This window comes from Sphingomonas sp. S2-65 (genome assembly GCF_021513175.1).
Lineage (GTDB): Bacteria > Pseudomonadota > Alphaproteobacteria > Sphingomonadales > Sphingomonadaceae > Sphingomonas.
This window is the reverse complement of the sequence record NZ_CP090953.1, coordinates 1,613,642-1,639,988: the sequence shown is the minus strand read 5'-3', so window position 1 is coordinate 1,639,988 and position 26,347 is coordinate 1,613,642. Positions and strand designations below refer to the sequence as shown.

Sequence of the window (26,347 nt, the reverse complement as noted above, 5' to 3'; positions counted from 1 at the left end):
GGTGAGGATGGCTGGGGAGGCCGGGGCGCGGCCTCCGTGGGGCAGATCAGTGGCTGGCTTCGGAGGCGCCGAACATCATCTTTGCGTATGATATGCCCAGGCCGTAGGCGCCGCCCCACTTCTTCGCGATGCCGGTGGTGGAGTCGTAGGTTTCGGTGCGGGCCCAGTCGCGCTGCAGCTCGAGCAGATACTGGAGCGAGGTCATCGGCTTCGCGCCGAGCTGGATCATCCGCTGCACCGCACGTTCATGCGCCTCGGGCGAGATGTCGCCGCAGGCATCGGCGATGAAGTAGGTGTCGAAGCCCTGATCGATCGCCGAAGCGACGGGGCCGACGATGCAGACGCTGGTCCACAGGCCGGCGAACACGATCCGCTCCTTGCCGATCCGGTTCACTTCCTCGATCACCGCGGCGTCTTCCCAGGTGTTCATCGACGTACGGTCGAGCATCGCCTGACCCGGGAATGCGTCGGTGATCTCGTCGAACATCGGGCCGGAAAAGCTCTTCTCGGCAACGGTGGTCAGGATCGTGGAGACATTGAACGACGCCGCAGCGTGCGACACCAACGCCGCGTTGTTGCGCAGTACTTCGGCCGCGATCGACTTGGTGGCGAAGGCCATCTGCGACTGAAAGTCGATGAGGATCAGAGTGTGGTCGCTCGGCGAGAGCAGCGACTTGCCCGGGGTGGCGGTGGCGGTGATGGTCATGGTGGGTTCCCTTCGTTGGTGATGCGATGTTTCAGCGACTGACTGGACGTTAGGCAGCGCCGTTTCTCCCGAATATCCCGATAAGATCGACCTATTCGTTCGATATTGTTGAATGGTCAGGCGCCGTCGTGCGAGGCGCACATCGCCCGCAGCACGAGCGCCAGACCGCTCAGATAGAGGAAGATCAGCAGCGCCAGCGTGCCTTGGTTGCCCAGTGCGATGCAGACCAGCACCACCAGCGCGATGCCGGCAAAGCCGATCAGGAGGCGGGTGGGCAGATCGTTCGACGACGCGGCGGATCGCCCGGGCGTGTTCAGGGGCATCAGCATGACTGGCTCTTTTCCTCGCAGGCGTGAAGACGATGGTGCAGGGCGCCTGCCATCAACCGGGCCGCGTCGAGCGATCCGGGCGCGTCGCGCAGCGGCGGCAGCCAGGTGAAATCGTGAATGGTGCCGATCGTGCGGATCGCCGACACGTCCGCCCCGTCGGCCATCAAGCGCCGGGCGAGCGCCTCGGCGGCATCGCGGAACGGGTCCGCTTCCGCCGTGAGGACCAGGATCGGCGGCAGAATGTTGGCGTCGGCCGCGATGGGCTCGGCATAGGCGGCGAGCATCGCGGCGCGCTCCGCCGTCAGCCAGGCGGTGCCCGATACGTCGGTGCGCGGGCCGAGGATCGGCGTCGCGAGGATGAGCAGGCGGAACGGCCATCGTGGCAGCGCGGGGTTGGCCGCCACGGCCAGCGCCACCGCTGCGCCCAGCCCGTCGCCACCGATCGCGATCCGTGCGGGATCGAGCTGGGCAGCGTCTGCGGCGATCCGCTCCACCGTCTGATGCAGCGCGGCACGGGTGGTGTGCAGGTCTGCGCCGAGCGGCACCATGTGCCGCAGCACGGCCACGCCGGCACGGTCGGCCAATGCCTGGAGCGCGGGGGTGCGGTCCTCGGCGCGGTCGGAGGGGACTTCGAGGTAGAGATAGAGCGGAAGGGTGCGCTCTGCCGCGGCCGGATGGATCAGGGCGATGTCGGGTACCGGCGCGTCGCGTGCCGGCGTCTCCGCGCCTTCTTCCCACCGGTCGAGGAACGACTGCACCGCCGGATCGAGCTGCGGATGCGCGGAGGCAGGCGCGATCCGCAGGGGCTCGGGGTTGATGCGGGAGACGGGTGGGGACACGGGCTTCTTCCTTGACCTTCGCGCCGGTGGGGGACCGACTTGGCAAGGAGGGATATGCCGGTGCCCGGACGGGCCCGCGAGTTAAGCGTCGTGAAGAGTCGTTAAGCCGGTTCGCGCCGCCAGGGCACGGCGGCCTTTGGGTCCAAAGCGACTGCGAACATCTCTGCCTGCATCCCGCTGATCCAGGCAGGCAAGGGGGCGTCCTTGCCCAGTGCGCGCGCATAGCCCGACACGAACGCGCCCCAATGATCCAGGCCGTGGCGCTCGGTACGGTCGGCCAGTGCGTCGATCCAGGCCGCGGCGAGCACGGGCTCGCCCGCAGCGATCGCAACGGGAATGCAGCCGACCGCCAGCCCGTAACAGACCGACAGCGCATGATCGATGCGCGCCGCATCCTGGGCGCACTCGCGCGCGATGGCGAGCGCACCGTCCAGGTCGCCGCGCATCCAGTAGAGCCGCATCAACAGGCTCATCACGGCGATCTTTCCGTCGATCTGGGCATGGTTGGCGTGGTTTGCCCGCTCCGGCACGGCGTCGCCCGCCATGACGCGCTCCAGCATCGCCATGGCTCGAGCGTGGTCGCCCGAGAAATGATGCGACAGCGCCAGCATGTGCGCCGCCGTCTGCCGGTCTCCCAAGGCGCCTTCGGCACCGACTGCCGCGTCGAAACGCTGCGCGAGCGCCAGGCTCTCGGCATAGTGCCCGTCCAGGATCCGCTGCGCCCAGACACCCCAGAGCGCACGCAGCGCCAGCGCCGGCGATCCCATTTCTTCGGCCAAGGCCAGTGCGCGCGCAAAGGCTTCTGCCATGGCAGGAACGGGGCCCTGGGTGTGCCACAGCCCGTGGCCATAGGCCGACAGCAGCTCGACCTGGCGGGACGGATCGACGCCGCCTGCGTCCATCACGGCGATGGCGGCCTCGGCATGTTTCAGGAACTCGCCCGGCAGCGACAGGTGGAACCACAAGGGTGCCGCCGCGATCACCAGTTCTGCCGCGAGCAGGGCGTCGCCGTCCGTGCCGCTGGCCCAGGTGATCGCGCTGCGGACATCGTCGATCTGCGCGCTATATTCGGCCAGCCACTCGCGCGGCGCCTTGCCTTCCCATGCCGCCGCGCTGTCGCCCAGCCCGCGCAGGATGATGTGCGCATGATCGCGCCGGGCCGCCTGGATCGCGCCCGACGCGGTCAAGCGTTCGAGCCCGTAATGCCGCGTCGTGTCCAACAGCCGGTAGCGCGCCCCCGCGGATGTCACCGACGCCACGACCATCGATTTCGCTACCAGCTCGGCCACCATGTCTTCGGCAGCCGGCGGCAGGATGCCGGCGCCGTCGGCCATCCGCTGGGCCCGATCCGCATCGAAGTCTCCGCGGTACAGCGACAGCCGATCGAGCAATGCCCGCATCGGCGGATCGAGCAGGTCATAGCTCCAGTCCAGCGCCCCGCGCAGCGTGCGGTGGCGGGGAAGCGCGGTGCGCCGCCCGCGCGTGAGCAGCGCGAACCGGTCGTCCAGACCGGCGGCGATCGCCTGCGGCGTCATGGTGTCGCTGCGCGCCGCGGCCAGTTCGATCGCAAGCGGAATCCCGTCCAATTGCCGGCAGATATCGATGATGGCCGGCGCATTGTGCGCGTCTACGGCGAAACCCTTGTTCACCGCCGAGGCGCGCTCGGCGAACAAGGCCGTCGCGGAGCACCGCGCCACCGCGTCGACGCTCGCGCGCTCCGCATCGCCGGGGAATTCGAGCGCGGCGATCCTGTGGACCCACTCGCCCTCGGCCCGCAGCGGCTCACGGCTGGTGGTGAGCAGCAGCAGGTTGGGCGCCCCGTGCAGCAGAGCCTCCGCGACGACTGCCGCGGCGTCAACCAGATGCTCACAATTGTCGAGGAGCATAACTGCCGGCCGTTCAGCCAGGCGCGCGGCTATACGGTCAGCGAGGTCGGCTCCCGAAGCCGGGATGCCCAGCTTGGTGGCGATCGTCGCAAGTACCAAGGTGCCGTCGCCGACTGGTGCCAGGTCGACGAACCACGCGTCCAGGTCGCCGCGCTCCGCCACCGCTTGCGCGATCGCCAGGCTTGCGGTCGTTTTGCCGATCCCGCCGGGTCCCACCAGCGAGAGGAACCGGCGCTCGACCAGTTCGCCGGCCAATGCAGCGGTCACTGCGTCCCGCCCGAACAGTTTCCCGATCCGCCCCGGCAGCCGGGCGCGCGCCGGGAGGCCAACCTCCGGCTGCGGGTTATCCTCTTCGCGGGTCACGGCGATTCCCAGCCGATAGCCTCGCCCGGGTTCGGCCACGATGATCGGACTGCCGCCATCCTGCCCCATCGCCTTGCGCGCGCCGGAGAGGTGCACCCGCAGCGCGGTCTCGTCGATCGCCTGGTTGGGCCACACCCGCGCGATCAGCGCGTCGCGCGGGACGAGTGCGCCTTGGGCTTCGGCGAGCGCGGCCAGCAGGTTGAGCGCGCGTCCGCCGAGCTTCACCGGCTCTCCGTCGCGGGTGAGGCGCAGTTGCGGCGTCTCGAGTAGGAAGGCGCCGAAGCGGTAGCGCGTGCTGGGCATGTCGGTCATTCTCGGCGCGGATCGGGAGTTCTCCGTCTCGTACCTGCTTTTGTTTCGCCCGCAACATCGTGCACAGCGACGCTGCAAGTTTCGGTTGAGCCGGCGCGCGATCGCCCGCACTGAACTCTGCGGTGTTCGGAAGAGGAGCCATTGCATGCGGCCGGGACGGTTAGAGGCATTCACCGATGGCGTGATCGCGATCATCATCACGATCATGGTGCTGGAGCTGAAGGTGCCGGCCGGGGGCAATCTTGCCGATCTGAGCGGCAGCATGCCGTTGCTGCTCGCCTATGTGCTCGCCTTCATCAATGTCGGGCTCTATTGGAACAACCACCACCATCTCCTGCACATCACCGAGCGGGTGGACGGCCGCGTGCTGTGGGCGAACCTGTTCCTGCTCTTCTGGCTGAGTCTTGTGCCCTTCGTGATCCGCTGGCTCGACGAGAGCGCGTTCTCGCCCGGCGCCACTGCCTGCTACGGCATCGTGCTCGGCCTGGCGGCGATCGGCTACACGCTCACTGAACGCGCGATCATCGCCTGCAACGGCAAGAACTCGCGCATCGCACGCGCGATCGGCAGGGACTGGAAGGGGTGGGGCAGCATTGCGCTGTACGTCGCGGCGGTCCCGCTCGCTTATGTCAGCCGGTGGGTCGCCATCGGCCTGTACGTCGCGGTCATCGCCCTGTGGCTGGTACCCGACCGCCGCTTTGCCCACGCGGCAGAAAGCTAAGCGCACCATCAAGAAGCCGATGTCACGCGGTGGCGCCGTGAAGCGAAGGCCGGGACCGATCAGCGTCCAAGTCTGTCGACCACGGCGTCGCGGTAACCTCATCGGCATTGCCCTTTCCCCTCCGCTTGAAGCATTGCACCCGCGTCAGTCCGCTCCCGTTCGGCAATCTTGCCTCCGCCCAAGCAATCTCCGGTGATAGTTCATGCAGCAGTCGGCCATGCCGCAACTCGACGGGCCCAAGCGCCTTCCTGCTTCGGGTGGTAAGCCCGACTCCGTGGTCGTGCTGCTGCACGGCTATGGTTCGAACGGAGCCGATCTCCTTTCCTTCGCGCCTATGTGGCAGCGGATGCTGCCGCACACGCTGTTCGTCGCCCCGAACGCGCCCGAGCGTTGTTACGGGGCGCCGGGCGGGTACCAATGGTGGGGGCTGCAGGATCTCTCGCGTGCGGCGCTGGCGGCGGGCGCCGCGCGGGCTGCACCGGTGCTCGATGCCTATCTGGATGGGCTGCTGGCAAAGCATGGGCTGAGCGACGACCGGCTGGTGCTGACCGGCTTCAGCCAGGGGACGATGATGGCGCTGCATGTCGGGGTCCGGCGTGCGCGCGCGGTCGCGGGGATCCTGGGCTATTCCGGGATGATCGCCGGACCGTCGCTGGAGGCGGATGCCGTGCGCAGCAAGCCGCCGGTGCTGCTGGTGCATGGCGATGCCGATCCGGTGGTGCCGGTGTCGGCGTACCATCATGCGGTGAGTGAGCTGGAGCGCCTGGGCTTCCCGATCGAGGGGCATGTGTCGCGCGGGCTGGGGCACAGCGTCGATCCGGCCGGGCTGCAGCTTGGGTCCGATTTCGTGACACGGGTGCTGGGGTAGCTTCTATCCTCCCTTTGTGGGGAGGATCAGTTGTCTGGCCGGTGCCGCTTGCGTTCGGGGCGGCAGGGGAAGTGGCCCTTGATATATTGGTTGAAGTACGTGCCGGCCGAGGCTGTTCTGGCGAGCGCGTCGTAGATCGCGCGGGGCACGCCCGAGTAGATGTAGCGCCCCGAGTTCTTGAACGCGATGACCAGCGTCTCGGCGTCGTCGTCGAAGACGATGCGGTCGATCATCGAGGAGTTGAGCCGCTTGGCACGCATGGGCGTGGAGCGTGCGGAGGAATCGCCGGTTCCAGGTGGTTGCGCTGGTGCGAGTCGGTTGTGGGGCGAGGCGAGTCCTGATCCTCCCCTGCAAGGGGAGGTGGCGGCCCGAAGGGCTGACGGAGGGGTATCCCGCTCGAAGCGGGGTACTCCGCTTTTGACGGTGACATCCCTCCGTCGCGCTCGCGCGCGCCACCTCCCCTTGCAGGGGAGAAACTTAAAGCGCTGCCCAGTCGATGGGCTGGTGGCGGTCGAGATAGTGCGAATTGTCCGCCAGCGGGTATTTCAGCCCGGTCGCGCAATTGAACAGCACCACGCGCTCCTCGGCATCGACCAGGCCGCTGGCCAGCGCGTCGCGATAGGCGGCCAGCGTCGCGCCGCCTTCGGGGCAGAGCAGCAGCCCGTCCTTACGCGCGGCATCGTCGACGGCCTGGACCAGAGCCGCGTCGCTGACTGCCATCGCACTGCCGCCGCTCGCGCGGACGGCGTCGAGGATCAGGAAGTCGCCGACTGCCTGGGGAACGCGGATGCCCGCGGCGACGGTGTGTGCGTCTTCCCAGCGGGTGGCGTGGCGCTCGCCGGCTTCGAAGGCGCGGACGATTGGGGCGCAGCCCTCCGCCTGGACTGCGACCATGCGCGGACGCTTGGCGCCGATCCAGCCGAGCGCTTCCATCTCGTCGAACGCTTTCCACATGCCGATCAGCCCGGTGCCGCCGCCGGTGGGGTAGAAGATCGCATCGGGCAGCTCCCAGCCGAACTGCTCGGCGAGCTCGAGCCCCATCGTCTTCTTGCCTTCGATCCTATATGGTTCCTTTAGGGTGGACAGATCGAACCAGCCGCGTGTCTCCTTGCCCTGGCCGACGATCTTGCCGCAATCGTCGATCAGGCCGTTGACGCGGTAGACGCGGGCGCCCTGCGCGGCGATCTCGCGCACGTTGATCTCGGGGGTGTCGGCGGGGCAGAAGATGATCGCCTCGATATTCGCGCGGGCGGCATAGGCTGCGGCGGCGGCGCCGGCATTGCCGTTGGTCGGCATCGCGATCGTCGTGACGCCGAGCTCCTTGGCCATGGCGATCGCCATCACCAGCCCGCGCGCCTTGAACGATCCGGTCGGCAGCCGCCCCTCGTCCTTGACCCAGACATTGCCGGGTTCCTTTTCGAGCGGGATGATCGGAGTCGCGGTCTCGCCGAGCGAGACGATGTTCTGCGTCCGGCGCACCGGCAGCAACTCGCGGTAGCGCCACAGATCCGCCGGGCGCTGCGACAGCGTGTCGGGAGTGAGCGCGGCCTTCACGCCCTTGAGGTCGTAGCGCACCAGCAAGGGGCGGCCGACGCCCGACAGGCCGTGAAGCTGATCGGCCTCATAGCGCTCGCCGGTCATCGAGCATTCGAGATGGCTGACGAAGGTCTGGCGGTCGGTGGTGAGATTGTCGTCGTGGCGCATGGTGCTTCTTCCATCGTCACCCCGGCCTTGTGCCGGGGGCCACCGCGCGGCCCGCGAGGGCGTTGAGGTTCCTTGGCTTTCCCGTGCCGTAGGGTGCGCCCCGGCACAAGGCCGGGGTGACGAAGAAGGGCTGTTTGCGCTTGGCAAACGCGCTCCCCATATGCGCCGGCTATGAGCGACAACAGCAATGCGTGGCACGGCACGACCATTCTCTCCGTGCGCAAATCGGGCAAAGTGGTGATCGCCGGCGACGGCCAGGTCTCGGCCGGAAACACCGTGATGAAGCCCAACGCGCGCAAGGTGCGGCCGCTGGGCGACGGATCGGTGATCGCCGGCTTTGCCGGGGCGACCGCGGATGCGTTCACCCTGTTCGAGCGGCTGGAAAGCAAGCTGGAGCGGCATCACGGCCAACTGCTGCGTGCGGCGGTCGAACTCGCCAAGGATTGGCGGACCGACAAATATCTCCGCAATTTGGAGGCGATGCTGATCGTCGCCGACAAGGAAGTGACGTTGATCGTCACCGGCAATGGCGACGTGCTCGAGCCCGAGGGCGGCGTCGCGGCGATCGGATCGGGCGGCAATTTCGCCTTGGCTGCGGCGCGCGCGCTGGTCGACTATGAGAGCGACGCCGAGAAGATCGCGCGCCAGGCGATGAAGATCGCCGGCGAGCTGTGCGTCTATACCAATGACCGGCTGACGATCGAGACGCTGGATAGCGTGAACTGATTGTCAGTCTCCCCTCCCTGCAAGGGAGGGGTAGGGGTGGGTGCGAGCCGAAGGCGAGCCCTGTCCTCACCAACAGCGCGCCGGTCGAGGCATCGAGCCTCGCCCGCCGCAAACCCACCCCTAGCCCCTCCCTTGCAGGGAGGGGAACGAGTAGAAGATGAACCAGAACCTTACCCCCAAGACGATCGTCGCCGCGCTCGACAGCCACATCATCGGGCAGCGCGATGCCAAGAAGGCCGTTGCCGTCGCGCTGCGCAACCGCTGGCGCCGGCAGCAGCTCAGTGCCGATCTCCGCGACGAGGTAACGCCGAAGAACATCCTGATGATCGGGCCCACGGGCTGCGGCAAGACCGAGATCAGCCGCCGGCTGGCGAAGCTGGCCGACGCGCCGTTCGTGAAGGTCGAGGCGACCAAGTTCACCGAGGTCGGCTATGTCGGCCGCGACGTCGAGCAGATCGCCCGCGACCTGGTCGAGGAAGCGATCCGGCTGGAAAAGGAGCGCCGGCGTTCCGCGGTGAAGGACAAGGCCGAAGAGGCGGCGATGAACCGCCTGCTCGACGCGCTGACCGGCAAGGATGCGAGCACCGCGACGCGCGAGGCGTTCAAGCAGCGCTTCCACGACGGCGTGCTAGACAATACCGAGATCGAGATCGAAATCGAGCAGGCCCCGGCCATGCCGTTCGACGTGCCCGGCGGCGCGCCGCAGATGATCAATTTGTCCGAGATGATGAAGGGGCTGGCCGGCAGCCCGCTCAAGCGGCGCAAGCTCAACGTGCGCGCGGCGTGGGACAAATTGGTCGAGGAAGAAGCCGACAAGCGCCTCGACCAGGACGAAGTCAGCCGTGTGGCGCTGGCCGATGCCGAAGCGAACGGGATCGTCTTCCTCGACGAGATCGACAAGATCGCCGTGAGCGATGTGCGTGGCGGTTCGGTGAGCCGCGAGGGCGTCCAGCGCGACTTGCTGCCGCTGATCGAGGGCACGACCGTAGCGACCAAGTACGGGCCGATGAAGACCGACCATATCCTGTTCATCGCATCGGGCGCGTTCCACGTCGCCAAGCCGTCGGACCTGCTGCCCGAGCTTCAGGGGCGCCTGCCGATCCGCGTCGAGCTCAAGGCGCTGACCGAGGAGGACTTCGTCTCGATCCTGTCGGACACCAAGGCGAGCCTGGTGCAGCAATATGCCGCGCTGCTCGGCACCGAGGGCGTCAGCATCGACTTCACCGACGACGGCATCCGCGCGGTGGCGAAGATCGCGGCCGAAGTGAATGCCGAGATCGAGAATATCGGCGCGCGTCGGCTCTCGACGGTGATGGAGAAGCTGCTCGAGGAAGTTAGCTTCGAGGCCGAGGATCGTTCGGGTTCGACGCTGGTGATCGACGGCGCTTATGTCGACAAGCAATTGTCGAGCGTGGCGCGCAACACCGACCTCAGCCGCTACGTGCTGTAGGAACCAGAAGGGCTTCCCGAGACGATCGGGAGGCCCTTCTTCGATTCAGTCGGTCGGATTGCCGCTGGGCTTGGCCTTGCCGACATCGCCGGCAGGGTCGAAGTCCTTGGCCCAATGCGTCTCGTCGTTCGGGCTGTCCATCGTGTCCTTCGGACGCGTCGCGTCGCCGGACTTCTGGTGTTCGGTAGACAGGTTGTGCGGATCGGTGCCGCCGGGCGTGTCAGGCATCGTCACTCTCCAAGGCGTTCGGCGCCGAGGTTGTAGGTTTAGGCGCCGCGCGGCGAGAGGCGCGGGGCTTGACCGGTGCGGTGCCGGTGGTCGCGGCCCTGGGCCGGCGTGTCGGCGGGGTGGCGGCGATTGGCTTGGGGTTGGGAGCAGGGGGCGTCGCAGCGCCTGCGTCCTGCTCATCCGCCGACGGGGCTGCCGCAGCGGCGGCGGCAGCGGTACGGATCCGCTTCACCACCGGTTTCACGACTGCAGCGGCGATGTTCGCGGCGACGTGCGCCATGTCCTGGCCGGTGCCTTCGGCGGCATCGAGTGCCTTGCTGACTGCCTTGGATGCGCCGTTTTTGATCTTCGGCTCGTTCTTGAGCCGCGCGGCGACTGCGACCAGGCCAGCGGCGAGCAGTTCGGCGACGATTGGATGTTTGGCCAAATCGGTGAGCTTTTCGCGTACGTCCTTAGGCAGCTTCACCCCGTTGATCGTCTTGGGAAGCACGCCCTTGCTCTTCTCGAGCTTCGGCTTGGCGGCCTTGTCCGGCTTGGCCGTGCGTTCCTCGCCCTTTTTCTTCTTACTCGCCATGCAATCCTCCAGGCATCGGGCGCCGCGGTCGACACCCTGCGTTCAAGCCGTCAACGCGGAGCGGGGGGCAGAGGGTTCCGTTCACGGCTCAATGGCCGTCATGCTCGTCCTCTTCCGCGTCAAACACAACGTCCAATTCGCCGCCTGGTACCGGCGACGCGGCCTTGTCGCCCGTACCGGATACGGTGCCGCCCGCATCTACCGAAGTCGTCTGGTTCAACTGTTCGGCAAGCGCGTCGCCATCCTTGCGGGTGGTTGCGCCGTGTTGAGGCAGAGTGTCGTCTTCCATGGGAATCTCCGTCGTGCTCCCGGTGACGAACGGAGCAGCGGCGGCCCCGTTCCGTCAGCGCTTGCTGGAGCGCTGGTTGACGAGGTGCTGGAGGAAATCGCTCAAGGTGCTGCTGTTCGCCTCCCAGGTGAAGGGTTCAACAGTTGCACGGGTCGCGGCTGCGGATGGCGGAGTGGCGATCAGATCCTGGATAGCCACGGCAAAGTGGGCGGCATCGCGGGGTACGATCCGCCCGGCCTGGTGCGTGCGCACGACCTGGCGGGCGCCACCGACATCAGGAATAATGACGGGCGTACCGCTGGCGAGCGCCTCGACCCAGGCGTTGGCCAAGCCCTCACGCTCGGAAGCCAGGGCCATGACGTCGGCCGCCGCGAGCAGGTCCGCAACGACATTGTGGGGCACCGCGCCGAGCAGGCGAACGCGATTCCCAAGGCCGAGCCTGGCAATCTTTCGAGCGAGATACGGCCGATGCGGTCCTTCGCCAGCAATCCACAGCGACACTCCGGGCAAGGACACGAGCGCGTCGATGACGATCTCATGGCCCTTGAGCGGAATCAAAGCGCCGATGGACAGCACCAATGGCCCGCTTATCCCAAGCTTTGCCTTGGCCGCGGGCCGGTCGACCGGCGAGAAGCGGGAAAGATCGACGCCAGTAACGAGGCAGGTGATCCGCTCGCGAGGCATACCCAGCGCCGCCATGTCGTCGCGAAGTCCTTCTGATACCGCCAGCAAGCCATCGGCGGCTTGTCCTGCCCTCACGATCTGGCCGCGGGTTGCGCGCATCTTGCTCCAGCGATGAATGTCGGAGCCGCGCGCCTTTATCGAAACCGGTACTCCGTAGCGCTTGCCGAGCGCGACCGCCGCGACGCCGTCAGGAAAGAAGAACTCGGCGGCGATGACGTCGAACGGGAACTCGTCCCGCAGGCGGTCGAGCACAGGCGTGACTGCACGAGCAAGCGCGGCGGCATGGAAGCGCCCACTCGTACCCGGGAGATTGAGGAAGGTTGGGCGGTGGACCTGCAGCCCGTTCCACTGCTCGCGTGTAGGGAGCACGGAAAGGGGCGCATAACGGCCCAGGCGCGACAAGGGCCAGGGCGGGATGCCGCGGGGTGACACTACCCGCACCTCAACATCGTCGCGCGCTGCCAGCGCGTGGGTCTGACGCTCAACGAAGATGCCGAAGTTCGGCCGAGATGCGTCAGGGAAGAGCGTGGAAAGAACCAGCACGCGGAGCATGGCCGCGCTTGTAGCGCGTAAGGGTTAACACCATGCCCCGCGTGACCGGTCAGGCCTTAGCGGCAGCGACGGCGGTTGTTGCTGTTGCTGCGGTCGATTTCACGGCCGGCCAGTGCGCCGGCCACGGCGCCAAGCACGGTACCGCCGGTGCGGTCACCGCGGGTATCGATCGTGCGGCCGACCAGCGCGCCGCCCACGCCGCCAACGATCAGCCCGGTGGTGCCGTTGGACTTCTTGCAATAGGTCCGGCCGTCGCGCCCGCGCCACTCACGATAGCGCGAACGGCGCTGATCGTCCTTGTAGGTGTACGACTTGGCTTCCGCCTTGGCGGTGGGCAAAGCCATCGAGACGGGCGCGAGCAGCGACATCGCACCAACAGCAAGCATCAGATTACGCATTTGAACTACTCCCTTGAACATTGAATTTCAGAACCGGTAACGAAACGTCCCGCCTGTACCGTGGGTTTCATGAACCCAGAACTACAGCGCGGTCATCGGAGGTTAGGTTGAACGAAGCCCAGTCGATCATCGCAGCCCTGCACCTGCGGCCGCACCCCGAAGGCGGATGGTATCGCGAGACGTGGCGGGCCGATGCGGCGCCGGGCGAGCGCGCGGCGGGGACGGCGATACACTTCCTGCTCGAGGCGGGGCAGCGCTCGCACTGGCACCGAGTGGATGCCGACGAGCTCTGGCTGTGGCATGCCGGCGCGCCGCTGGAACTGCGGATCGGAGCCGCCGAGAACGGGGAAGTGCGGGTTACAACCCTTGGCGGTGACGTGCTGCATGGCGAGGCGCCGCAGGCGCGAGTGCCGGCCGGGGCGTGGCAGGCAGCCCATGGCAGCAGTGGCTGGACACTGGTGAGCTGCGTAGTCGTGCCGGGGTTCGAGTTCGGCGGCTTCGAGCTTGCCGCGCCGGGGTGGGCCCCAGGCGCGGGCGATGGTCAGCTCAGGGTATAGTCGAGGTTGATTTCCGCCTTGAGCAGCTTGGAGACCGGGCAATTCTGCTCGGCGCCTCGTGCCAGGGCTTCGAACTGTTCTTCGGAGATGCCGGGTATGCTGGCGGTGAGCGTGAGGTCTGAGCGCGTGATCTTGAAGCCGCCTTCGCCGTCCTGATCGAGCTTCACTGCCGCCTTGGTTTCCAGCGTGCCGCCGTTGAACCCGGCCTGGGCCAGTGCGAAGCTGAGCGCCATGGTGAAGCAGCCGGCATGGGCCGCGGCGATCAGTTCCTCGGGATTGGTGCCCTTCTCATCGCCAAAGCGGGTGTTGAAGCTGTAGGGGGTCGCCTCGAGCACACCCGATTGTGTGGTGAGCTGACCCTTGCCTTCCTTGCCGAAGCCTTCGTAGCGGGCAGTCGCTGTACGCGTCGTCATGCGAGTCTCCTTGGGTGGCTACGTAAACTGAAGGTTCGGATAGGCGTCAGCCGACGACCGGCGCAATTCCTTTCGCAGTGTGTGCAGGTTCCGCGGAGGTGGCGCGGCCCGAGCCGGCGCGCGGCAGGAAGCCGGTGAGGTCGGAGTTTCCGGCATCCGGCGTCTGCTTCAGGCCGCGGGTGACGAGCACGTCGGCGACCGTTGCGCCGACCACGAATCCGATCGCGCCCCACACCCACGGGTTGCGCGGTGAATTGCGAGCCGCCAGCGCCAGCGCGCCGAGATCGAGCGCATCGCCGGCGACGCGGGACCCGACGCGCTCGGCATGCGCCGGCGCACCGAGGATGGCGAGCCCGGCGGCGATCTCCCGCGCGCCGAACGCCCTTACCAGCCGCTCATTACCTCCAGCGTCGAGCGCCTGCGTGATCTTGCGCGGCGCCAGCAACTCGGCCGCACCCAGAGCGAGCGAAAACCAGCCAAGGCCTTTCGACAACTGCTTGTAGTCGACGGCCATGGCTCAGTCTTTCAGCGAAGCCGGCACCTTGCCGCCGCTCTTCTCGAGCTGCTGCATCACGGCCTTGTGAAGCCAGATGTTCATCTCGGCCGAGCCGTTCTTCTCGCCGGTATAGCCGAGTTCGGTCGCCAGTTCCTTGCGGTTGTCGAGGCTCGAGTCGAGGTCGAGCAGCTTCATCAGGTCGACGATCGAGGTTCGCCAGTTCAGGTCCGGATTGCCCTTGCCGGCAGAAATGGTGGTCAGGACCTGCTCGACATCCACCGGTTGCGACTGGGCAGGCGCTGCAGGCGCAGGTTGCTGTGCCTGGGGCGATACCGGAGCCTGCGCCTGGGGCGCTGCCGGCGCGGGGTGCGAAGCCGGCGCGGCAGCGGGAGTGTCGCGGCGATTGTTGCTGTGGCCGAGATAATTGTCGCTGAACGGGCCGCCGCTCTTGCCGAAGATGGCGTCCTTGATCTTGCCGAAGATGCTCATGTCAGTTTTCTCCCGATTCAGGACGGCATGGCGTTGATGCGTTCGTTCTCCTGCGCCTGGCCGGAGACGAGCGTCGGCGCCTGAGCACCAGCGAGCGCGGGGCGGAAGGCATCGCGTTCGCCCTCCGGGATCGGCGCAGTGGGATCGGGGCGGAAGGCGTCGACCGCGCGATCCTCGAACCCGGGATGCTTGTCGCCCATCAGATCGGTGGGGACGTGCTCGGCCGAGCCGGCGGTCTGGGTGTTCTGTGCCGCGGCCGGGCCCGTGGCGGGCGTCGCGACGGGATCAGGCTGTGCGCCGGGAGCGAGCGGTTGGCCATCGGTGTAGCTGCGCTTGCCGAGCTTCTTCGCGCCAAACAGCGCGGCGGCTACCGCGCCGATCACGGCGCCGGCCGACAAGGTGCCGAGCGCAAGCGAACGGCCGCTGGTCTTGGCTGTGGAAGCCTGAGATTTGGTGGGGGTGTTGGTGTCGCCGTTTTCCGCACGCGGGGCGCGCTTGCGGGGTGTCTTCGCTGCCATGGTTACAATCCCGTGATGATTGGGGTTGCTGGCTTCAACGGGCGGGGTGGGGTGGTGTTCCCGCAAAACGAATGGCTCCCAAGGAGCCTTGGCGCGGGCGGCCGAGTCGCTGTCACGCGACTTCGGGACGCCCGCTTTGGGCTTAGCCGAGCACTTCGCGGACCGCGGCGCGCGCGACTTCGCGCGGGCAGGGTTCGATCGGGAAGAGGCGGCGATGCATCGGCACGAAGGCCGAGAACGGATGGTTGCTACGACGGGTAATCTGCATTTCCTGGATATTCGTGAAGAAGTTCATTGTGGTCCTGTGTTGTGTTTGCAAGCGCCGCGCAGAGACGGCGGCGGCGACATTCCGATCAGCGGATGCAGCGATAACGGCCGGACCGACCGTCCGATCCCATGCAGGCGTCGGAAGTATTTAGGGGCGCGAAGGTTCCGGCGGAACCGTGCCGCATAGAGCCCGCGCCCTGTCAGTTATGTGGGGTCCCGTGCAGCGGCGTGCAAGGCGGTGCAGCTCAGCGGGTGGAGCGCGATCCGGTCTTGCTTCAGCGCGGCTGGGTCAGGCGGCGCAGCTGGCCCTGTCAGGGCTGCCGGGCAAAGAGTGAGGCGGCGCGTGGCACGGCGCCAGCCGTGCCTTTAGGCTGCTCAGCCCAGAATTTCGAGGACCGCGGCGCGGGCGGTTTCGCGCGGGCAGGGCGCAATGGCGAGCACCGGGCGACCGAAGGAGAGGGAAAGCGGCCGGCGTGCGCGGCGGGTAATCTGAGTCTCGTGGATCTTGTCGAAGAAGTTCATGCAGTTTCCTGAAGGGGTATTTCCTGAAGCGCCGGCTCGCGGTCCCTGCGCGAGGCAGTGACGCGGTCCTGACGCACGGCCATTTCGAGCCAGGCGGCTTCCGCGCGCAGGTTGCGGTCGCGGACATTGTCGAGCGTGGAGGTATCAGCGTCGGCGCGGCACTTGGCGGCCTGCGCGCGATAATCGGGTTGATTACCCATGATGAACACTCCCGTCTGAGAATAGAAACGGCGCGCCCCGCGAACGGAGCGCGCCGGTTTAGAGGGGGAGATCAGCCGTCGAGGGCGTTCAGGTTGCAAGCCGACGCGCGGCCGCGCTTGTCCTGCTCCATGTCATAGCTGACGCGCTGGTTCTGGTTCAGCGTGCCGAGACCCGAACGCTCCACAGCGCTGATATGAACGAACGCATCCGCGCCGCCATTGTCCGGAGCGATGAAACCAAAACCCTTGGTGGCGTCGAAAAACTTGACGGTGCCGTTATTGCTCATGGGATATTCCTTCTATGATCGGCGCGCCCAATCCGGACGAACCTCGTGCTGCAAGGCAGAGAGAAGGAAGAAGGGCCGCAAAGCGCCGAAGACCGTCAATTGCGACTGAAGCATCTCCTATATGACAACTTATTCGAGAATTACAAGGGTTTGCCCGCGGCACGCCGCAGATCGCGGACGATCCGCCGCGTGATTTCGGCAAAACTTGGCGGCGAACCGCGTTTTTCGGTCGCACGTATAAAGGACGCAGCCAGCGGATATCGCTGTCCCCGGGCGTAGCCCCGCCGGTTCAACCCGCTCCGCGATAAAGGTCGGTCTGCGCCAGCCACTCGGCGTCAGGCCCCTGGATATCGGGCGGTAGGTCCGGTGCGGCAGCGACGCCGGCGTCGGGGACGCGGTCCGGGGCGGCGGCGGGCGGTTCGGGTGCATCCTCCTCGGCGGCGGGAGCAGTGGCGAAGCCGAAATAGCGGTCGCGCCTCCGCTCGGCGATCGCGCGGTCCTCGTCGTTGATGGCGGTGTGGATCGCTTCGTGCGCGGCCTCTTCCTCCTCGGTGAGCGAGCGCGAATATTCCGGGTTGCCGAAGCTGCCGCTCTCGTCGCCCCAGAAATCCTCGGGCGGCGGATAGCTGGTGCGCCATTCCCCGTCGGCCCACCACACCGGGGGCAGTCCGTCGGCATCCTCGTCCTCGTCGCCTTCCTCGCCATCGTGAAGTTGAGGAAGTTGCGGTCCTGACGCACCATCGCGCGGAGGCGGGCCGAGCACGAGCAGTCCGGCGGCCTCGGCGCGCTGCCATTGCTCGGCGCTCCATTCGGTGCGGCGCGTGACGTCGAGATCGGCGGTGGTGACATCCTCGGCACGCGGGACGCCGGTGCGCAGATAGCGGTCGGCGCGCGCGAGGCTGACGATCGGCGCCAGGTCGACCGAACCGGCGGCGCGGGTGCCGAGGAACAGCCCGGTGCGCGCCGGCCCCTCGTCGCGCTCGACCATGTCGAGGAACGCGTCGAACTCCTGCGCGATCAGCCGGGCGGCTTCGAGCGCGGGGCCGCATACCGGATCGTCGGCCTGGCGGTCGAGCCGGGCGAGCATCGTCGCGGCAAGGCGGTTGTCGAATTTGTGGCGGGCGATGGTCGAGCCATCGGGGCGGGTGAGCGTTTCCACCTGGCCCTCCATCGCGCGCGAGAACAGCATCGCCGCCAGTCGCTCGCGCGCCAGCAGGTTGGCGCCGGACCAGCCCATCGCGAAGGTGGTGGCGGGCGCGCGGCGGCGGAACGCATAGGCCGAGGCGGCGGACATGCCGACCAGCCGCGCGGCGCTTTCCACCGTCTGCCCCTCGGCGATCGCCTCAAGGAAATAGCGCTGGCGGTCGGGCGTCCAGCCATCGTGCCGCTGCGCCCGCTCGCGCGCGGCGGCGGTGGGGTGGGGCAGGTTGGCGGGGGCGTTCATCGCGGCGCTCCCGATTGCGCGGGGCGCGTGGGTGGGGCGAGGTGCTTGGACATGGTCGGCTGCTCCTGTTCTGGTGCAATGCGACTCGTCAGATATGCCGGAACGGGGGCTGTAGGAAAGTTCTTTTTTTGTTCTTCTATGAGCGGGGAGGAAGAAGGGGTTCGCGCAGAGGCGCGGAGGCGCGGAGGAGGGAGGGGTGCTCACGCGGAGGCGCGGAGGCGCGGAGGAGGGGGAAAGCCGCGCAGCGGCAGGATAGCGGCACGCGGTCTTTCCTGCCGCCCGGGCGGCGGCGGCGTTGATTTGAACGGGTCGAACATTTGCGATTTCCGCATAATCTGCCCATGTTGTTGCAATGACGCTGGCTGGCTTTCCCCGCATCGCAGTCGATCCGCTGGTGTGCGGAGGCAGGCCAATCGTGGCCGGTACCCGTGTTCGGGTGACCGATGTGCTCGAGATGCTGGCGGGCGGCGCCAGCCCGGGCGAGATCGTCGGGGACTTTCCCTACCTCAGCGAGGAAGATGTGCGGGCGGTGCTTGCCTATGCCGCGCGGCAGGCTGACCATCCGGTAGTGCTCGCCGCCGAATGAAGTTCCTGGTCGACGCGCAACTGCCGCCCGCTTTGTGCGGGTGGTTGCGCGAGCGTGGCCATGAGGCGGAGCATGTGTTCGAGATCGGCATGGTGGCAGCGAGCGACGCCGATATTGCGGCTCGGGCTGAAGCGGACGGCGCGGTGCTGGTCAGCAAGGATGAGGATTTCGTCACGCTGCGACTGCCCGATCGGTTTGCGTTCGTGTGGCTGCGCTGTGGGAATGCGACGAACCGAGCGCTACTTGCTTGGTTGGAGGCCCGCTGGGATCAGGTGCAACGATTGCTGGCTGCTTCTGAGAGGTATATCGAAGTCATATGATTGAACCTCGAGCAAAGCTACATGGCGGGATGCTATGAGATTGGATCGAGAACCCGGTGATGCCTACCAGGGGCCGCAACGACTCGGCCACAGCGTCAGGGGGCTAGCCAATTGGATATTAGACTATGCTGAGCAACTCGGCGTGCGACATACCAACATGGGTATCAACAAGCTGGCGTTCTTCGCAGTTGAGGCATTTCTACTCAAACGTGATCAACTACTAACGAACGCCAAGATTGAAGCCTGGGAGCATGGCCCGGTATTTAGGGAGCTATATCAAAGCTTTAAAAGCTACGGCAATGGCTCAGTCCTCGGCCGCGCGAAGGTCTTCTCGACCGCGTCGGAGGAGTTTCAAGAGGCGCTGATTTGCTTATCAGACCAAGAAGAGAGCTTCTTGAGAGAAGTAATCACTCCGTTGATGTTTCACAGCGCAGCTGAGCTTCGCGCTTTGTCGCATGAACGTAATGGTGCATGGTATCGAGTTTGGTGGTACGAAGGACATGCGAATCCGGGGATGGAGATTAGTCCGTCTCTTCTAATGGAAGCTGGTGGCGGGAGGCACGATTGAAGAAGTCGAAGACTGCCCAAGAACGTGTTGAAGAAATGCGGCGGCCACCCTCGCTGGCCAATTGGGTTCGCTTGAATGATCGTCGCCGTGACGAGACGACGTTGCGCATCACAAGGTTTGCGCTGGCTAAGCCCCGACATGCGCTTGCGCAGATTTACAGGCTCGTAGCGGACTACGTGACCCTTGGTGTTTCAGCTGCAACTACCCGGAGCGGAATCAATCTGATTCTTGATCCTTTAGTTCGTAAACTGGGCCACGAAATCGCTACCGCCCTGCTGCCATGGCTAGACAAGAATGGCATCAAAGGCCTCAGAGCGTTTGATGGCATGATCGAGCGCTATCCGATTGGTCGAAATATCACGATACCGGTTCGCCCCACCTTTGTTTACAATCGGGAGGGGAAGCTAACTCCTGTCTTTATCATTGGCTGGTCGTCGGTCTCTCTGAGCGATTTTCAAAAACGTCTTCTCGCTACTATGATTCAGCGCGTGATTTTGACGCAAGAAGATTTTGAGGGTTCGGACGCGCTCATCCTGTTTGTGCCGCGATTACGGTTCTCCAAGAGTGTGCGCGAAGTGAGAGAAGTATGGGTTAATAAAACTTGGCTTCTTACCGACGATGAGTTGCGGCGACAATTTGATTGCTATGGCAATGCGCTAGACGACGCTGTTCCAATCATCCTCCGTGAACTCGCAGCAAGGAAGGGCGTGGCAGAGTAAGTCTTACTCCGCCGCCACGGCCTCCGTCCCTACCTTCCGAGGCTTCAGCAACGGCGCCAGATACTTCCCCGTAAAGCTGCGCGGTTCCTTCGCCACCGTCTCCGGGGTGCCTTGCGCGACGATCTCGCCGCCCTTGACGCCGCCTTCGGGGCCGAGGTCGAGGACCCAGTCGGCGGTCTTGATGACGTCGAGGTTATGCTCGATCACCACCACGGTGTTGCCCTGTTCGACCAGCGCGTGGAGGACTTCGAGGAGTTTGCGGACGTCCTCGAAATGGAGGCCGGTGGTGGGCTCGTCGAGGATGTAGAGCGTCTGGCCGGTGGCGCGGCGGGCGAGTTCCTTGGCGAGCTTTACGCGCTGGGCTTCGCCGCCGCTGAGGGTGGTGGCCTGCTGGCCGACCTTGACATAGCCCAGCCCGACTTCGGCGAGCATCGCCATGCGGTCGCGGATCGGGGGGACCGCCTTGAAGAATTCGTGCGCGTCCTCGACGGTCATGTCGAGCACGTCGGCGATGCTGTGGCCCTTGAACTTCACTTCCAGCGTCTCGCGATTGTAGCGCGCGCCGTGGCAGACGTCGCACTCGACATAGACGTCGGGGAGGAAGTGCATCTCGATCTTGAGCACGCCGTCGCCCTGGCACGCCTCGCAGCGGCCGCCCTTGACGTTGAAGCTGAAGCGGCCGGGCTTGTAGCCGCGCGCCAGGCTTTCGGGGAGGCCGGCGAACCAGTCGCGGATCTGGGTGAAGGCGCCGGTATAGGTGGCCGGGTTCGAGCGCGGGGTGCGGCCGATCGGCGACTGGTCGATGTCGATCACCTTGTCGCAATGCTCGAGCCCGGTGATCTTGTCGTGCTTGCCGGCGAGGACGCGGGCGCCGTTGAGCGTGCGCGCGGCGGAGGCATAGAGCGTGTCGATCGTGAAGCTCGACTTGCCCGAGCCCGAGACGCCGGTGATGCAGGTGAAGGTGCCGAGCGGGATGCTGGCGGTGACGCCGCGCAGATTGTTGGCGGTGGCGTTGTGGACGGTGAGCTTCTTGCCATTGCCCTTGCGGCGCTTGGCCGGGAGCGGGACTTCGCGGGTGCCGTTGAGATAGTCGGCAGTGACCGAGCCTTCGGTGGCGAGGACCTGGGCGAGGGTGCCCTGCGCGACGACTTCGCCGCCATGAACGCCGGCGCCGGGGCCCATGTCGATCACGTAATCGGCGGTGCGGATCGCATCCTCGTCATGCTCGACGACGATCACGGTGTTGCCGAGATCGCGCAGGCGGCGCAGCGTCTTGAGCAGCATGTCGTTGTCGCGCTGGTGGAGGCCGATGCTGGGCTCGTCCAGGACGTAAAGCACGCCCGAGAGGCCGCTGCCGATCTGGGAGGCGAGGCGGATGCGCTGGCTCTCGCCGCCGCTCAGCGTGCCCGAGGTGCGATCGAGGTTGAGGTAATCGAGGCCGACATTGTTGAGGAAGCCGAGGCGCTCGTCGATCTCCTTGAGGATCGCGCGGGCGATTTCCTTTTGCTGCGGGGTCAGCGTCTCGGGCAGCTTGGCGAACCAGGCGAGCGCGTCGACCACCGAGAGGTGGGTGGCGTGGCTGATGTCCTCGCCGGCGACCTTGACCGCCCGGGCCTCGGGCTTGAGGCGGGCGCCGCCGCAGGTCTCGCACGGATGCGCGGCCTGGTACTTGCTCAGCTCCTCGCGCATGAACGCGCTCTCGGTCTGGAGCATGCGGCGGTTGAGATTGCCGATCACGCCCTCGAACGGCTTCTTGACGTCGTAGGACTTCTTGCCATCGACGAAGGTGAGGGTGACCGGCTTGCCGCGGGTACCGTGGAGGATGGCGTAGCGATGCTCTTCGGGCAGCTCGCTCCATTTGGTGTCGAGGCTGAAGCCGAACTCGCGGGCGAGGGAGCCCAGCACCTGCATGTAATAGGGGCTGGGCGGGTTGGACTTGGCCCAAGGCACGATCGCGCCCTTCTTGATCGTCAGCTCGTGGTTGGGGACGACGAGATCCTCGTCGAATTCGAGCTTTTCGCCCAGGCCGTCGCAGGCCGGGCAGGCGCCCTGGGGGGCGTTGAACGAGAACAAGCGCGGCTCGATCTCGGGGATGGTGAAGCCGGAGACCGGGCAGGCGAACTTTTCGGAGAAGACGATGCGGTTGTCGGGGATGCCGGTGTTCTTCATGCCTCCGCTATTCCCCTCCCGCTTGCGGGAGGGGCTAGGGGAGGGTGAGTCTGCGCTTTCTGCGGCAAAGGTCTGGGGTGCTTCGCGGACTGACCCTCCCCCGGCCCCTCCCGCAGGCGGGAGGGGGGAAGAAGAAGCGAGGGCTTCCACCGTGGTGTCGACCAGGTCGACATAGGCCAGGCCCTCGGCGAGCTTGAGCGCGGTTTCGAAGCTTTCGGCCAGGCGGGTGGCGATGTCGTCACGCACGACCAGGCGGTCGACCACCACTTCGATGTCGTGCTTGTACTTCTTGTCGAGCGCGGGCGCTTCCTCGATCAGGTACATCTCGCCGTCGATGCGGACGCGCTGGAAGCCGGCGCGCTGCCATTCGGCGAGTTCCTTGCGATACTCGCCCTTGCGGCCGCGCACGACGGGGGCGAGGAGGAGCAGGCGCGTGCCCTCGGGTAGGGCCAGCACGCGGTCGACCATCTGGCTGACGGTCTGGGCGCTGATCGGCAGGCCGGTGGCGGGGCTGTACGGCACGCCGACGCGCGCCCAGAGGAGCCGCATGTAATCGTAGATTTCGGTGACCGTCGCCACGGTCGAGCGCGGATTGCGGCTGGTGGTCTTCTGCTCGATCGAGATGGCGGGGGAGAGGCCCTCGATATGATCGACATCGGGCTTCTGCATCATTTCGAGGAACTGGCGCGCATAGGCGCTCAGCGACTCGACATAGCGGCGCTGCCCCTCGGCATAGATGGTGTCGAAGGCGAGGCTCGACTTGCCCGAGCCCGACAGGCCGGTGATCACCGTCAGCGTATCGCGCGGGATGTCGATGTCCACGCCCTTGAGATTGTGCTCACGCGCGCCGCGGACGGAGATGGTGGTAAGTGCCATGCGGTGGGTTCTAGCTTTGTTCCGAAGGGAGTTCCAGAGGGGTGAGATAGGGAGGGGGATCCACTTTCGCCAGCGCGGTGACTTGGCGAACCGAAAGACCCGAAACGAACCTACCTGTTCTGGCCTGCGGGCCCTCGCTGCCCATGCTGTTGTGGGGTCTTGGGGAGGGGAGCGCCGCTCCGTAACGGACAATGTTCGTCAACCGTTCACGTTTTGATCGAGTACCGCCTCGCACCGTGTCCCGTCATTGGAGAGACGACGCGGTGAGCCAGCTCTATTATGGAGACAATCTCGACGTGCTGCGCGAGCATGTTCCGGACGAGAGCGTCGACCTGATCTACCTGGACCCGCCGTTCAATTCGAACGCCAGCTACAATATCCTGTTCAAGTCGCCGACGGGTTCAGGCGCCGACGCCAGCATCGAGGCGTTCGACGACACGTGGGTGTGGGGACCTGCCGCCGAGGAGGCGCTGCTCGACATCACCCATAGCGGCAACCATGCGCTGCATACGTTGATGCAGGCGATGCGCGCGTCGATCGGCACCAACGCGATGCTGGCTTATCTGGCGATGATGGCGGTGCGTCTGGTGGAACTGCACCGGGTGCTGAAGCCGACCGGGAGCCTGTACCTGCACTGCGATCCGACGGCGAGCCACTATTTAAAGTGGGTTCTGGACGCGGTGTTCGGGGCCGACAATTTCAGGAACGAGATCATTTGGCAGCGGACGACTGCTAAGGGCGATGCGAAGAACAAGTTTGGTGCCGTTCACGACACGGTCTTGTTCTATGCTAAATCAGCACTGGCGCAGATGAGGCCCGTCTTCGCGATCAAAGACGAGGCGTATACTGCCCGGTTTCGACTGGATGACCAAGATGGTCGAGGCCCTTATCGTCTCGCGCCCTTGGACAGCCCAAATCCGCGACCGAATTTGACGTACGAATACAACGGCTACCTACCGCCCGCAAAGGGCTGGCGAGTTAGCCGGAATGTGATGGAAAGGCTCGAGGCGGAGGGGCGGCTAGCGTTTCCTCGATCGCACGACGGGCGGATAGCTCGAAAGCATTACCTTCGTGAGCAAGGCGGCCGAAAGCTGGCAGACGTTTGGACTGACTTGCCACCGCTACAGGCGGCGAGCGCCGAGCGGCTCGGCTATCCCACCCAGAAGCCGCGCGCCCTGCTCGAGCGGATCATCGCCGCCTCCTCCAATCCCGGCGATGTCGTGCTCGACCCGTTCTGCGGGTGCGGCACGGCCGTCGATGCGGCGCAGAAGCTGGGGCGGCGGTGGATCGGGATTGACGTCACGCATCTGGCGATCGGGCTGATCGAGAAGCGGCTGCGGGAGGGCTATGGCGACGGCGTCGACTTCGAGACGGTGGGCGTGCCGCGCGACCTCGCCTCGGCCCAGCGGCTCGCGCGCGACGATCCGCACCAGTTCCAGGCGTGGATCACGCTGAAGCTGGGTGGGTGGCCGTGGATGGGCGGCAAGAAGGGCGGGGACAAGGGCGTCGACGGGTATTTCTATTATCTCGGACGCGGCGCCAAGGCCGAGACGGGGGTGATCTCCGTCAAGGCCGGCAACCACATCAACCCGGCAATGGTGCGCGAGCTTTGGGCGTGATGCAGCGGGACAAGCATAGCCTGGGGCTGTTCGTTTGTGCCGGATTGCCGACGCGCGGCATGGAGGAAGAAGCCGCGGCGCACGGGCTGGCCGAGATGGAGTTTGGCCGCTTTCCGCGGCTGCAGATTTTCACGCTGGCGGAGCTGTTCCGGGGAGTGAAGCCCAAGCTGCCGCCGCTGGTGAGCCCCAATCGCCGGGCGGCGCGCGTCGAGACCCGGGCCTCGCACCAGCCGGGCGCGCAGGCCAGCTTGCTGTAGGCAGACGGCCTTGCGAGATGGCCCGGTTGCGCCGAAGTGCTCGGGGTTGGATGCGCGCAGGAGCAGGTGTTTGGGTACGGATACTCCGCAGGTGATCGACGCGGCGGTGCTGGCGTTCTGCGCCACGGTGGCGCCGGGCGTGCCCGATTATGTCGACGTGGTGCCGGGCGAGGGTGCGCGCGTTGCCTATTGCTTCGACAATGCCGCGGCGGCGGTGGCGCGGAGCGGAGGCGAAGTGGCCTATGGCTGGGCGATCTGGCGCTGGCCGGGGCGCTATTTCGAGGCCGAGCATCACGGCATCTGGCGGCGGCCCGACGGCACGCTGATCGACGTGACGCCGATGCTGTACGGGCAGACCCGCACGCTGTTCCTGAGCGATCCCGGCGCGGTGTTCGATCCCGCGCGGTATCGGCCCAATGTGCTGGGGGCGGAGGCGGGCAATGAAGTGGCCGAGGCGTATGTCGCGGTGGCGCGGGAGCGGGCGGCGATCCTGAACGCCTATGGCGAGCCGGGGGTGGAGCATGCGATCACGCCGCAGGACCAGGCGCGGCTGGACGCGATCACGCCGCGCTGGATGGCGCTGTATGCGGCGCTGGAGCGGGGCGAGGGGATGTCTGGCATGGTCGGCGATAGCGGTCTAGGAGCGCGGCGATGAACAGTTCGGCAGTCATCATCGGCGCTTCCGGCGGGATCGGCGGCGCACTCGAAGCGGCATTGGTTGAGGAAGGCGCGTTCGGCGTGGTGCACGGCTTTGCCCGGTCGCGCGGCGGGGCGCAGCATCTGGACCTCCTCGACGAAGCCAGCATCGCCGCCGCGGCGGCGCTGGTCGCGAAGGGGCCGGCGCCCGGGCTGGTGATCGTCGCGACGGGAGTGCTGCACGCGGAGGGCCATGGCCCGGAGAAAGCGGCGCGCGATCTGGACGCGGCGTGGCTGGCGCAGGTCTATGCCGTCAACACGATCGGCCCGGCGCTGGTGGCGAAGCATTTCCTGCCGCTGATGCCCAAGGACGGACGCGCGGTGTTTGCGGCGCTGTCGGCGCGGGTGGGGTCGATCAGCGACAACCAGGTCGGCGGCTGGTACGGCTATCGCGCGTCGAAGGCGGCGCTCAACATGATGGTCCGCACGCTGGCGATCGAGGAGCGCCGCCGCAGCAGCCGCGCGATCGTGGTGGCGCTGCATCCGGGCACGGTCGACACGGAGTTGTCGAAGCCGTTCCAGGGCAATGTGCAGGCGGGGCGGCTGTTCACTCCCGACCGTGCCGCGATGCAGTTGCTTGACGTGATCGAGGAACTGAAGGTGCCGGATAGCGGGAAGCTGTTTGATTATGAGGGGAAGGAAGTGGCGTTCTAAGCCGTGTCGGGTGTATTGAAGTCCCTGGCCACCATCAGCGCAGGGGGGTAGTTATCACGTC

The 26,347-nt window shown here is 66.2% G+C and carries 34 protein-coding genes; 13 read left to right on the top strand and 21 right to left on the bottom strand.

The window, feature by feature from the left end:
• Positions 1-46 precede the first annotated feature (46 nt).
• From LZ586_RS07735 to LZ586_RS07720, 4 genes are all read right to left on the bottom strand, one after another.
• The gene (locus LZ586_RS07735; RefSeq protein WP_235079276.1) at positions 47-706 is read right to left on the bottom strand and encodes a hydrolase; all 660 of its coding nucleotides are present in this window, start codon (positions 704-706) and stop codon (positions 47-49) included.
• Positions 707-822: 116 nt separating this feature from the next.
• Complete coding sequence (locus LZ586_RS07730; RefSeq protein WP_235079274.1) at positions 823-1,035, bottom strand: hypothetical protein; 213 nt, start codon at positions 1,033-1,035, stop codon at positions 823-825.
• On the bottom strand, positions 1,029-1,874 hold the full coding sequence (locus LZ586_RS07725) for an alpha/beta hydrolase (protein ID WP_235079273.1): 846 nt from the start codon (positions 1,872-1,874) through the stop codon (positions 1,029-1,031). Before LZ586_RS07725 ends, LZ586_RS07730 begins: the two co-directional genes overlap by 7 nt.
• A gap of 101 nt (positions 1,875-1,975) precedes the next feature.
• Positions 1,976-4,435 carry an ATP-binding protein gene (locus LZ586_RS07720; RefSeq protein ID WP_235079271.1) on the bottom strand — a complete coding sequence of 820 codons (2,460 nt, stop codon included), beginning with the start codon at positions 4,433-4,435 and terminating at the stop codon, positions 1,976-1,978.
• Positions 4,436-4,580: 145 nt separating this feature from the next.
• Between LZ586_RS07720 and LZ586_RS07715 the strand changes: the two genes are divergently transcribed.
• Both LZ586_RS07715 and LZ586_RS07710 read left to right on the top strand, forming a co-directional pair.
• Positions 4,581-5,156, top strand: a complete 576-nt coding sequence (locus LZ586_RS07715; protein ID WP_235079266.1) for a TMEM175 family protein — start codon at positions 4,581-4,583, stop codon at positions 5,154-5,156.
• Positions 5,157-5,358: 202 nt separating this feature from the next.
• Entirely contained in the window at positions 5,359-6,024 is a 666-nt protein-coding gene (locus LZ586_RS07710) for an alpha/beta hydrolase (RefSeq protein ID WP_235079259.1), read from the top strand.
• A gap of 26 nt (positions 6,025-6,050) precedes the next feature.
• On the opposite strand, the gene LZ586_RS07705 is transcribed toward LZ586_RS07710, so the two are convergent.
• Positions 6,051-6,284: a KTSC domain-containing protein gene (locus LZ586_RS07705; RefSeq protein WP_235079257.1), complete on the bottom strand. Its 234-nt coding sequence runs from the start codon at positions 6,282-6,284 to the stop codon at positions 6,051-6,053.
• 217 nt (positions 6,285-6,501) lie between these two features.
• Complete coding sequence (locus tag LZ586_RS07700; RefSeq protein ID WP_235079256.1) at positions 6,502-7,728, bottom strand: threonine synthase; 1,227 nt, start codon at positions 7,726-7,728, stop codon at positions 6,502-6,504.
• 171 nt (positions 7,729-7,899) lie between these two features.
• On the opposite strand from LZ586_RS07700, the gene hslV reads away from it, so the two are divergent.
• Together hslV and hslU are read left to right on the top strand one after the other, a co-directional pair.
• Complete coding sequence (gene hslV, locus LZ586_RS07695) at positions 7,900-8,454, top strand: ATP-dependent protease subunit HslV (protein ID WP_235079255.1); 555 nt, start codon at positions 7,900-7,902, stop codon at positions 8,452-8,454.
• Between the two features lie 157 nt (positions 8,455-8,611).
• A complete protein-coding gene (gene hslU / locus LZ586_RS07690) occupies positions 8,612-9,904 on the top strand; it encodes an ATP-dependent protease ATPase subunit HslU (RefSeq protein WP_235079254.1) in 1,293 nt (430 codons plus the stop codon).
• A 45-nt stretch (positions 9,905-9,949) separates the two neighbouring features.
• Here the strand turns inward: hslU and LZ586_RS07685 are convergent, their stop codons facing one another.
• From LZ586_RS07685 to LZ586_RS07665, 5 genes are all read right to left on the bottom strand, one after another.
• On the bottom strand, positions 9,950-10,132 hold the full coding sequence (locus tag LZ586_RS07685) for a hypothetical protein (RefSeq protein ID WP_235079253.1): 183 nt from the start codon (positions 10,130-10,132) through the stop codon (positions 9,950-9,952).
• On the bottom strand, positions 10,125-10,706 hold the full coding sequence (locus LZ586_RS07680; RefSeq protein WP_235079251.1) for a hypothetical protein: 582 nt from the start codon (positions 10,704-10,706) through the stop codon (positions 10,125-10,127). The genes LZ586_RS07685 and LZ586_RS07680 overlap by 8 nt, the downstream gene beginning before the upstream one ends.
• 88 nt (positions 10,707-10,794) lie before the next feature.
• Positions 10,795-10,995, bottom strand: a complete 201-nt coding sequence (locus LZ586_RS07675) for a hypothetical protein (RefSeq protein WP_235079249.1) — start codon at positions 10,993-10,995, stop codon at positions 10,795-10,797.
• 54 nt (positions 10,996-11,049) lie between these two features.
• Positions 11,050-12,231 (bottom strand): glycosyltransferase, encoded by a 1,182-nt coding sequence (locus tag LZ586_RS07670; RefSeq protein WP_235079248.1) that lies wholly within the window; start codon positions 12,229-12,231, stop codon positions 11,050-11,052.
• 56 nt (positions 12,232-12,287) lie between these two features.
• Complete coding sequence (locus LZ586_RS07665; RefSeq protein ID WP_235079246.1) at positions 12,288-12,629, bottom strand: glycine zipper 2TM domain-containing protein; 342 nt, start codon at positions 12,627-12,629, stop codon at positions 12,288-12,290.
• 107 nt (positions 12,630-12,736) lie between these two features.
• On the opposite strand from LZ586_RS07665, the gene LZ586_RS07660 reads away from it, so the two are divergent.
• Complete coding sequence (locus LZ586_RS07660) at positions 12,737-13,186, top strand: cupin domain-containing protein (protein WP_235079244.1); 450 nt, start codon at positions 12,737-12,739, stop codon at positions 13,184-13,186.
• On the opposite strand, the gene LZ586_RS07655 is transcribed toward LZ586_RS07660, so the two are convergent.
• The 9 genes from LZ586_RS07655 to LZ586_RS07615 form a co-directional block, all read right to left on the bottom strand.
• The gene (locus tag LZ586_RS07655) at positions 13,171-13,599 is read right to left on the bottom strand and encodes an OsmC family protein (RefSeq protein WP_235079242.1); all 429 of its coding nucleotides are present in this window, start codon (positions 13,597-13,599) and stop codon (positions 13,171-13,173) included. The two genes, LZ586_RS07660 and LZ586_RS07655, sit on opposite strands and share 16 nt — an antisense overlap.
• 46 nt (positions 13,600-13,645) lie before the next feature.
• A complete protein-coding gene (locus LZ586_RS07650) occupies positions 13,646-14,113 on the bottom strand; it encodes a hypothetical protein (protein WP_235079241.1) in 468 nt (155 codons plus the stop codon).
• Positions 14,114-14,116: 3 nt separating this feature from the next.
• Entirely contained in the window at positions 14,117-14,584 is a 468-nt protein-coding gene (locus LZ586_RS07645) for a DUF3597 domain-containing protein (protein WP_235079239.1), read from the bottom strand.
• Positions 14,585-14,601: 17 nt separating this feature from the next.
• A complete protein-coding gene (locus LZ586_RS07640) occupies positions 14,602-15,102 on the bottom strand; it encodes a hypothetical protein (RefSeq protein WP_235079237.1) in 501 nt (166 codons plus the stop codon).
• Between the two features lie 142 nt (positions 15,103-15,244).
• Positions 15,245-15,397 carry a hypothetical protein gene (locus LZ586_RS07635; RefSeq protein WP_235079236.1) on the bottom strand — a complete coding sequence of 51 codons (153 nt, stop codon included), beginning with the start codon at positions 15,395-15,397 and terminating at the stop codon, positions 15,245-15,247.
• Between the two features lie 347 nt (positions 15,398-15,744).
• On the bottom strand, positions 15,745-15,891 hold the full coding sequence (locus tag LZ586_RS07630) for a hypothetical protein (RefSeq protein ID WP_235079235.1): 147 nt from the start codon (positions 15,889-15,891) through the stop codon (positions 15,745-15,747).
• A complete protein-coding gene (locus tag LZ586_RS07625) occupies positions 15,888-16,091 on the bottom strand; it encodes a hypothetical protein (RefSeq protein WP_235079233.1) in 204 nt (67 codons plus the stop codon). Before LZ586_RS07625 ends, LZ586_RS07630 begins: the two co-directional genes overlap by 4 nt.
• Before the next feature lie 71 nt (positions 16,092-16,162).
• On the bottom strand, positions 16,163-16,378 hold the full coding sequence (locus LZ586_RS07620) for a cold-shock protein (RefSeq protein WP_235079232.1): 216 nt from the start codon (positions 16,376-16,378) through the stop codon (positions 16,163-16,165).
• Between the two features lie 289 nt (positions 16,379-16,667).
• Positions 16,668-17,822, bottom strand: a complete 1,155-nt coding sequence (locus LZ586_RS07615; RefSeq protein WP_235079230.1) for a hypothetical protein — start codon at positions 17,820-17,822, stop codon at positions 16,668-16,670.
• A 352-nt stretch (positions 17,823-18,174) separates the two neighbouring features.
• On the opposite strand from LZ586_RS07615, the gene LZ586_RS07610 reads away from it, so the two are divergent.
• The 4 genes from LZ586_RS07610 to LZ586_RS07595 all read left to right on the top strand — a co-directional run bounded on the left by LZ586_RS07610 (position 18,175) and on the right by LZ586_RS07595 (position 20,015).
• Entirely contained in the window at positions 18,175-18,408 is a 234-nt protein-coding gene (locus LZ586_RS07610) for a DUF433 domain-containing protein (protein WP_235079229.1), read from the top strand.
• A complete protein-coding gene (locus tag LZ586_RS07605) occupies positions 18,405-18,728 on the top strand; it encodes a DUF5615 family PIN-like protein (RefSeq protein WP_235079227.1) in 324 nt (107 codons plus the stop codon). The genes LZ586_RS07610 and LZ586_RS07605 overlap by 4 nt, the downstream gene beginning before the upstream one ends.
• Positions 18,729-18,885: 157 nt before the next feature.
• Positions 18,886-19,296 (top strand): Panacea domain-containing protein, encoded by a 411-nt coding sequence (locus LZ586_RS07600; protein WP_235079226.1) that lies wholly within the window; start codon positions 18,886-18,888, stop codon positions 19,294-19,296.
• On the top strand, positions 19,293-20,015 hold the full coding sequence (locus tag LZ586_RS07595) for a hypothetical protein (RefSeq protein ID WP_235079224.1): 723 nt from the start codon (positions 19,293-19,295) through the stop codon (positions 20,013-20,015). Before LZ586_RS07600 ends, LZ586_RS07595 begins: the two co-directional genes overlap by 4 nt.
• Before the next feature lie 3 nt (positions 20,016-20,018).
• Here LZ586_RS07595 and uvrA read toward each other — a convergent pair whose 3' ends face one another.
• Positions 20,019-23,060, bottom strand: coding sequence for an excinuclease ABC subunit UvrA (gene uvrA / locus LZ586_RS07590; RefSeq protein WP_235079222.1), 3,042 nt, complete (start codon positions 23,058-23,060; stop codon positions 20,019-20,021).
• A gap of 191 nt (positions 23,061-23,251) precedes the next feature.
• Between uvrA and LZ586_RS07585 the strand changes: the two genes are divergently transcribed.
• The 4 genes from LZ586_RS07585 (at position 23,252) to LZ586_RS07570 (ending at position 26,286) form a co-directional block, all read left to right on the top strand.
• Positions 23,252-24,679, top strand: coding sequence for a site-specific DNA-methyltransferase (locus LZ586_RS07585; protein ID WP_235079217.1), 1,428 nt, complete (start codon positions 23,252-23,254; stop codon positions 24,677-24,679).
• Complete coding sequence (locus LZ586_RS07580) at positions 24,679-24,936, top strand: hypothetical protein (RefSeq protein ID WP_235079216.1); 258 nt, start codon at positions 24,679-24,681, stop codon at positions 24,934-24,936. Before LZ586_RS07585 ends, LZ586_RS07580 begins: the two co-directional genes overlap by 1 nt.
• Before the next feature lie 70 nt (positions 24,937-25,006).
• A complete protein-coding gene (locus LZ586_RS07575) occupies positions 25,007-25,591 on the top strand; it encodes a hypothetical protein (protein ID WP_235079215.1) in 585 nt (194 codons plus the stop codon).
• The gene (locus LZ586_RS07570) at positions 25,588-26,286 is read left to right on the top strand and encodes an SDR family NAD(P)-dependent oxidoreductase (RefSeq protein ID WP_235079214.1); all 699 of its coding nucleotides are present in this window, start codon (positions 25,588-25,590) and stop codon (positions 26,284-26,286) included. Before LZ586_RS07575 ends, LZ586_RS07570 begins: the two co-directional genes overlap by 4 nt.
• The last annotated feature ends 61 nt before the right edge of the window (positions 26,287-26,347 follow it).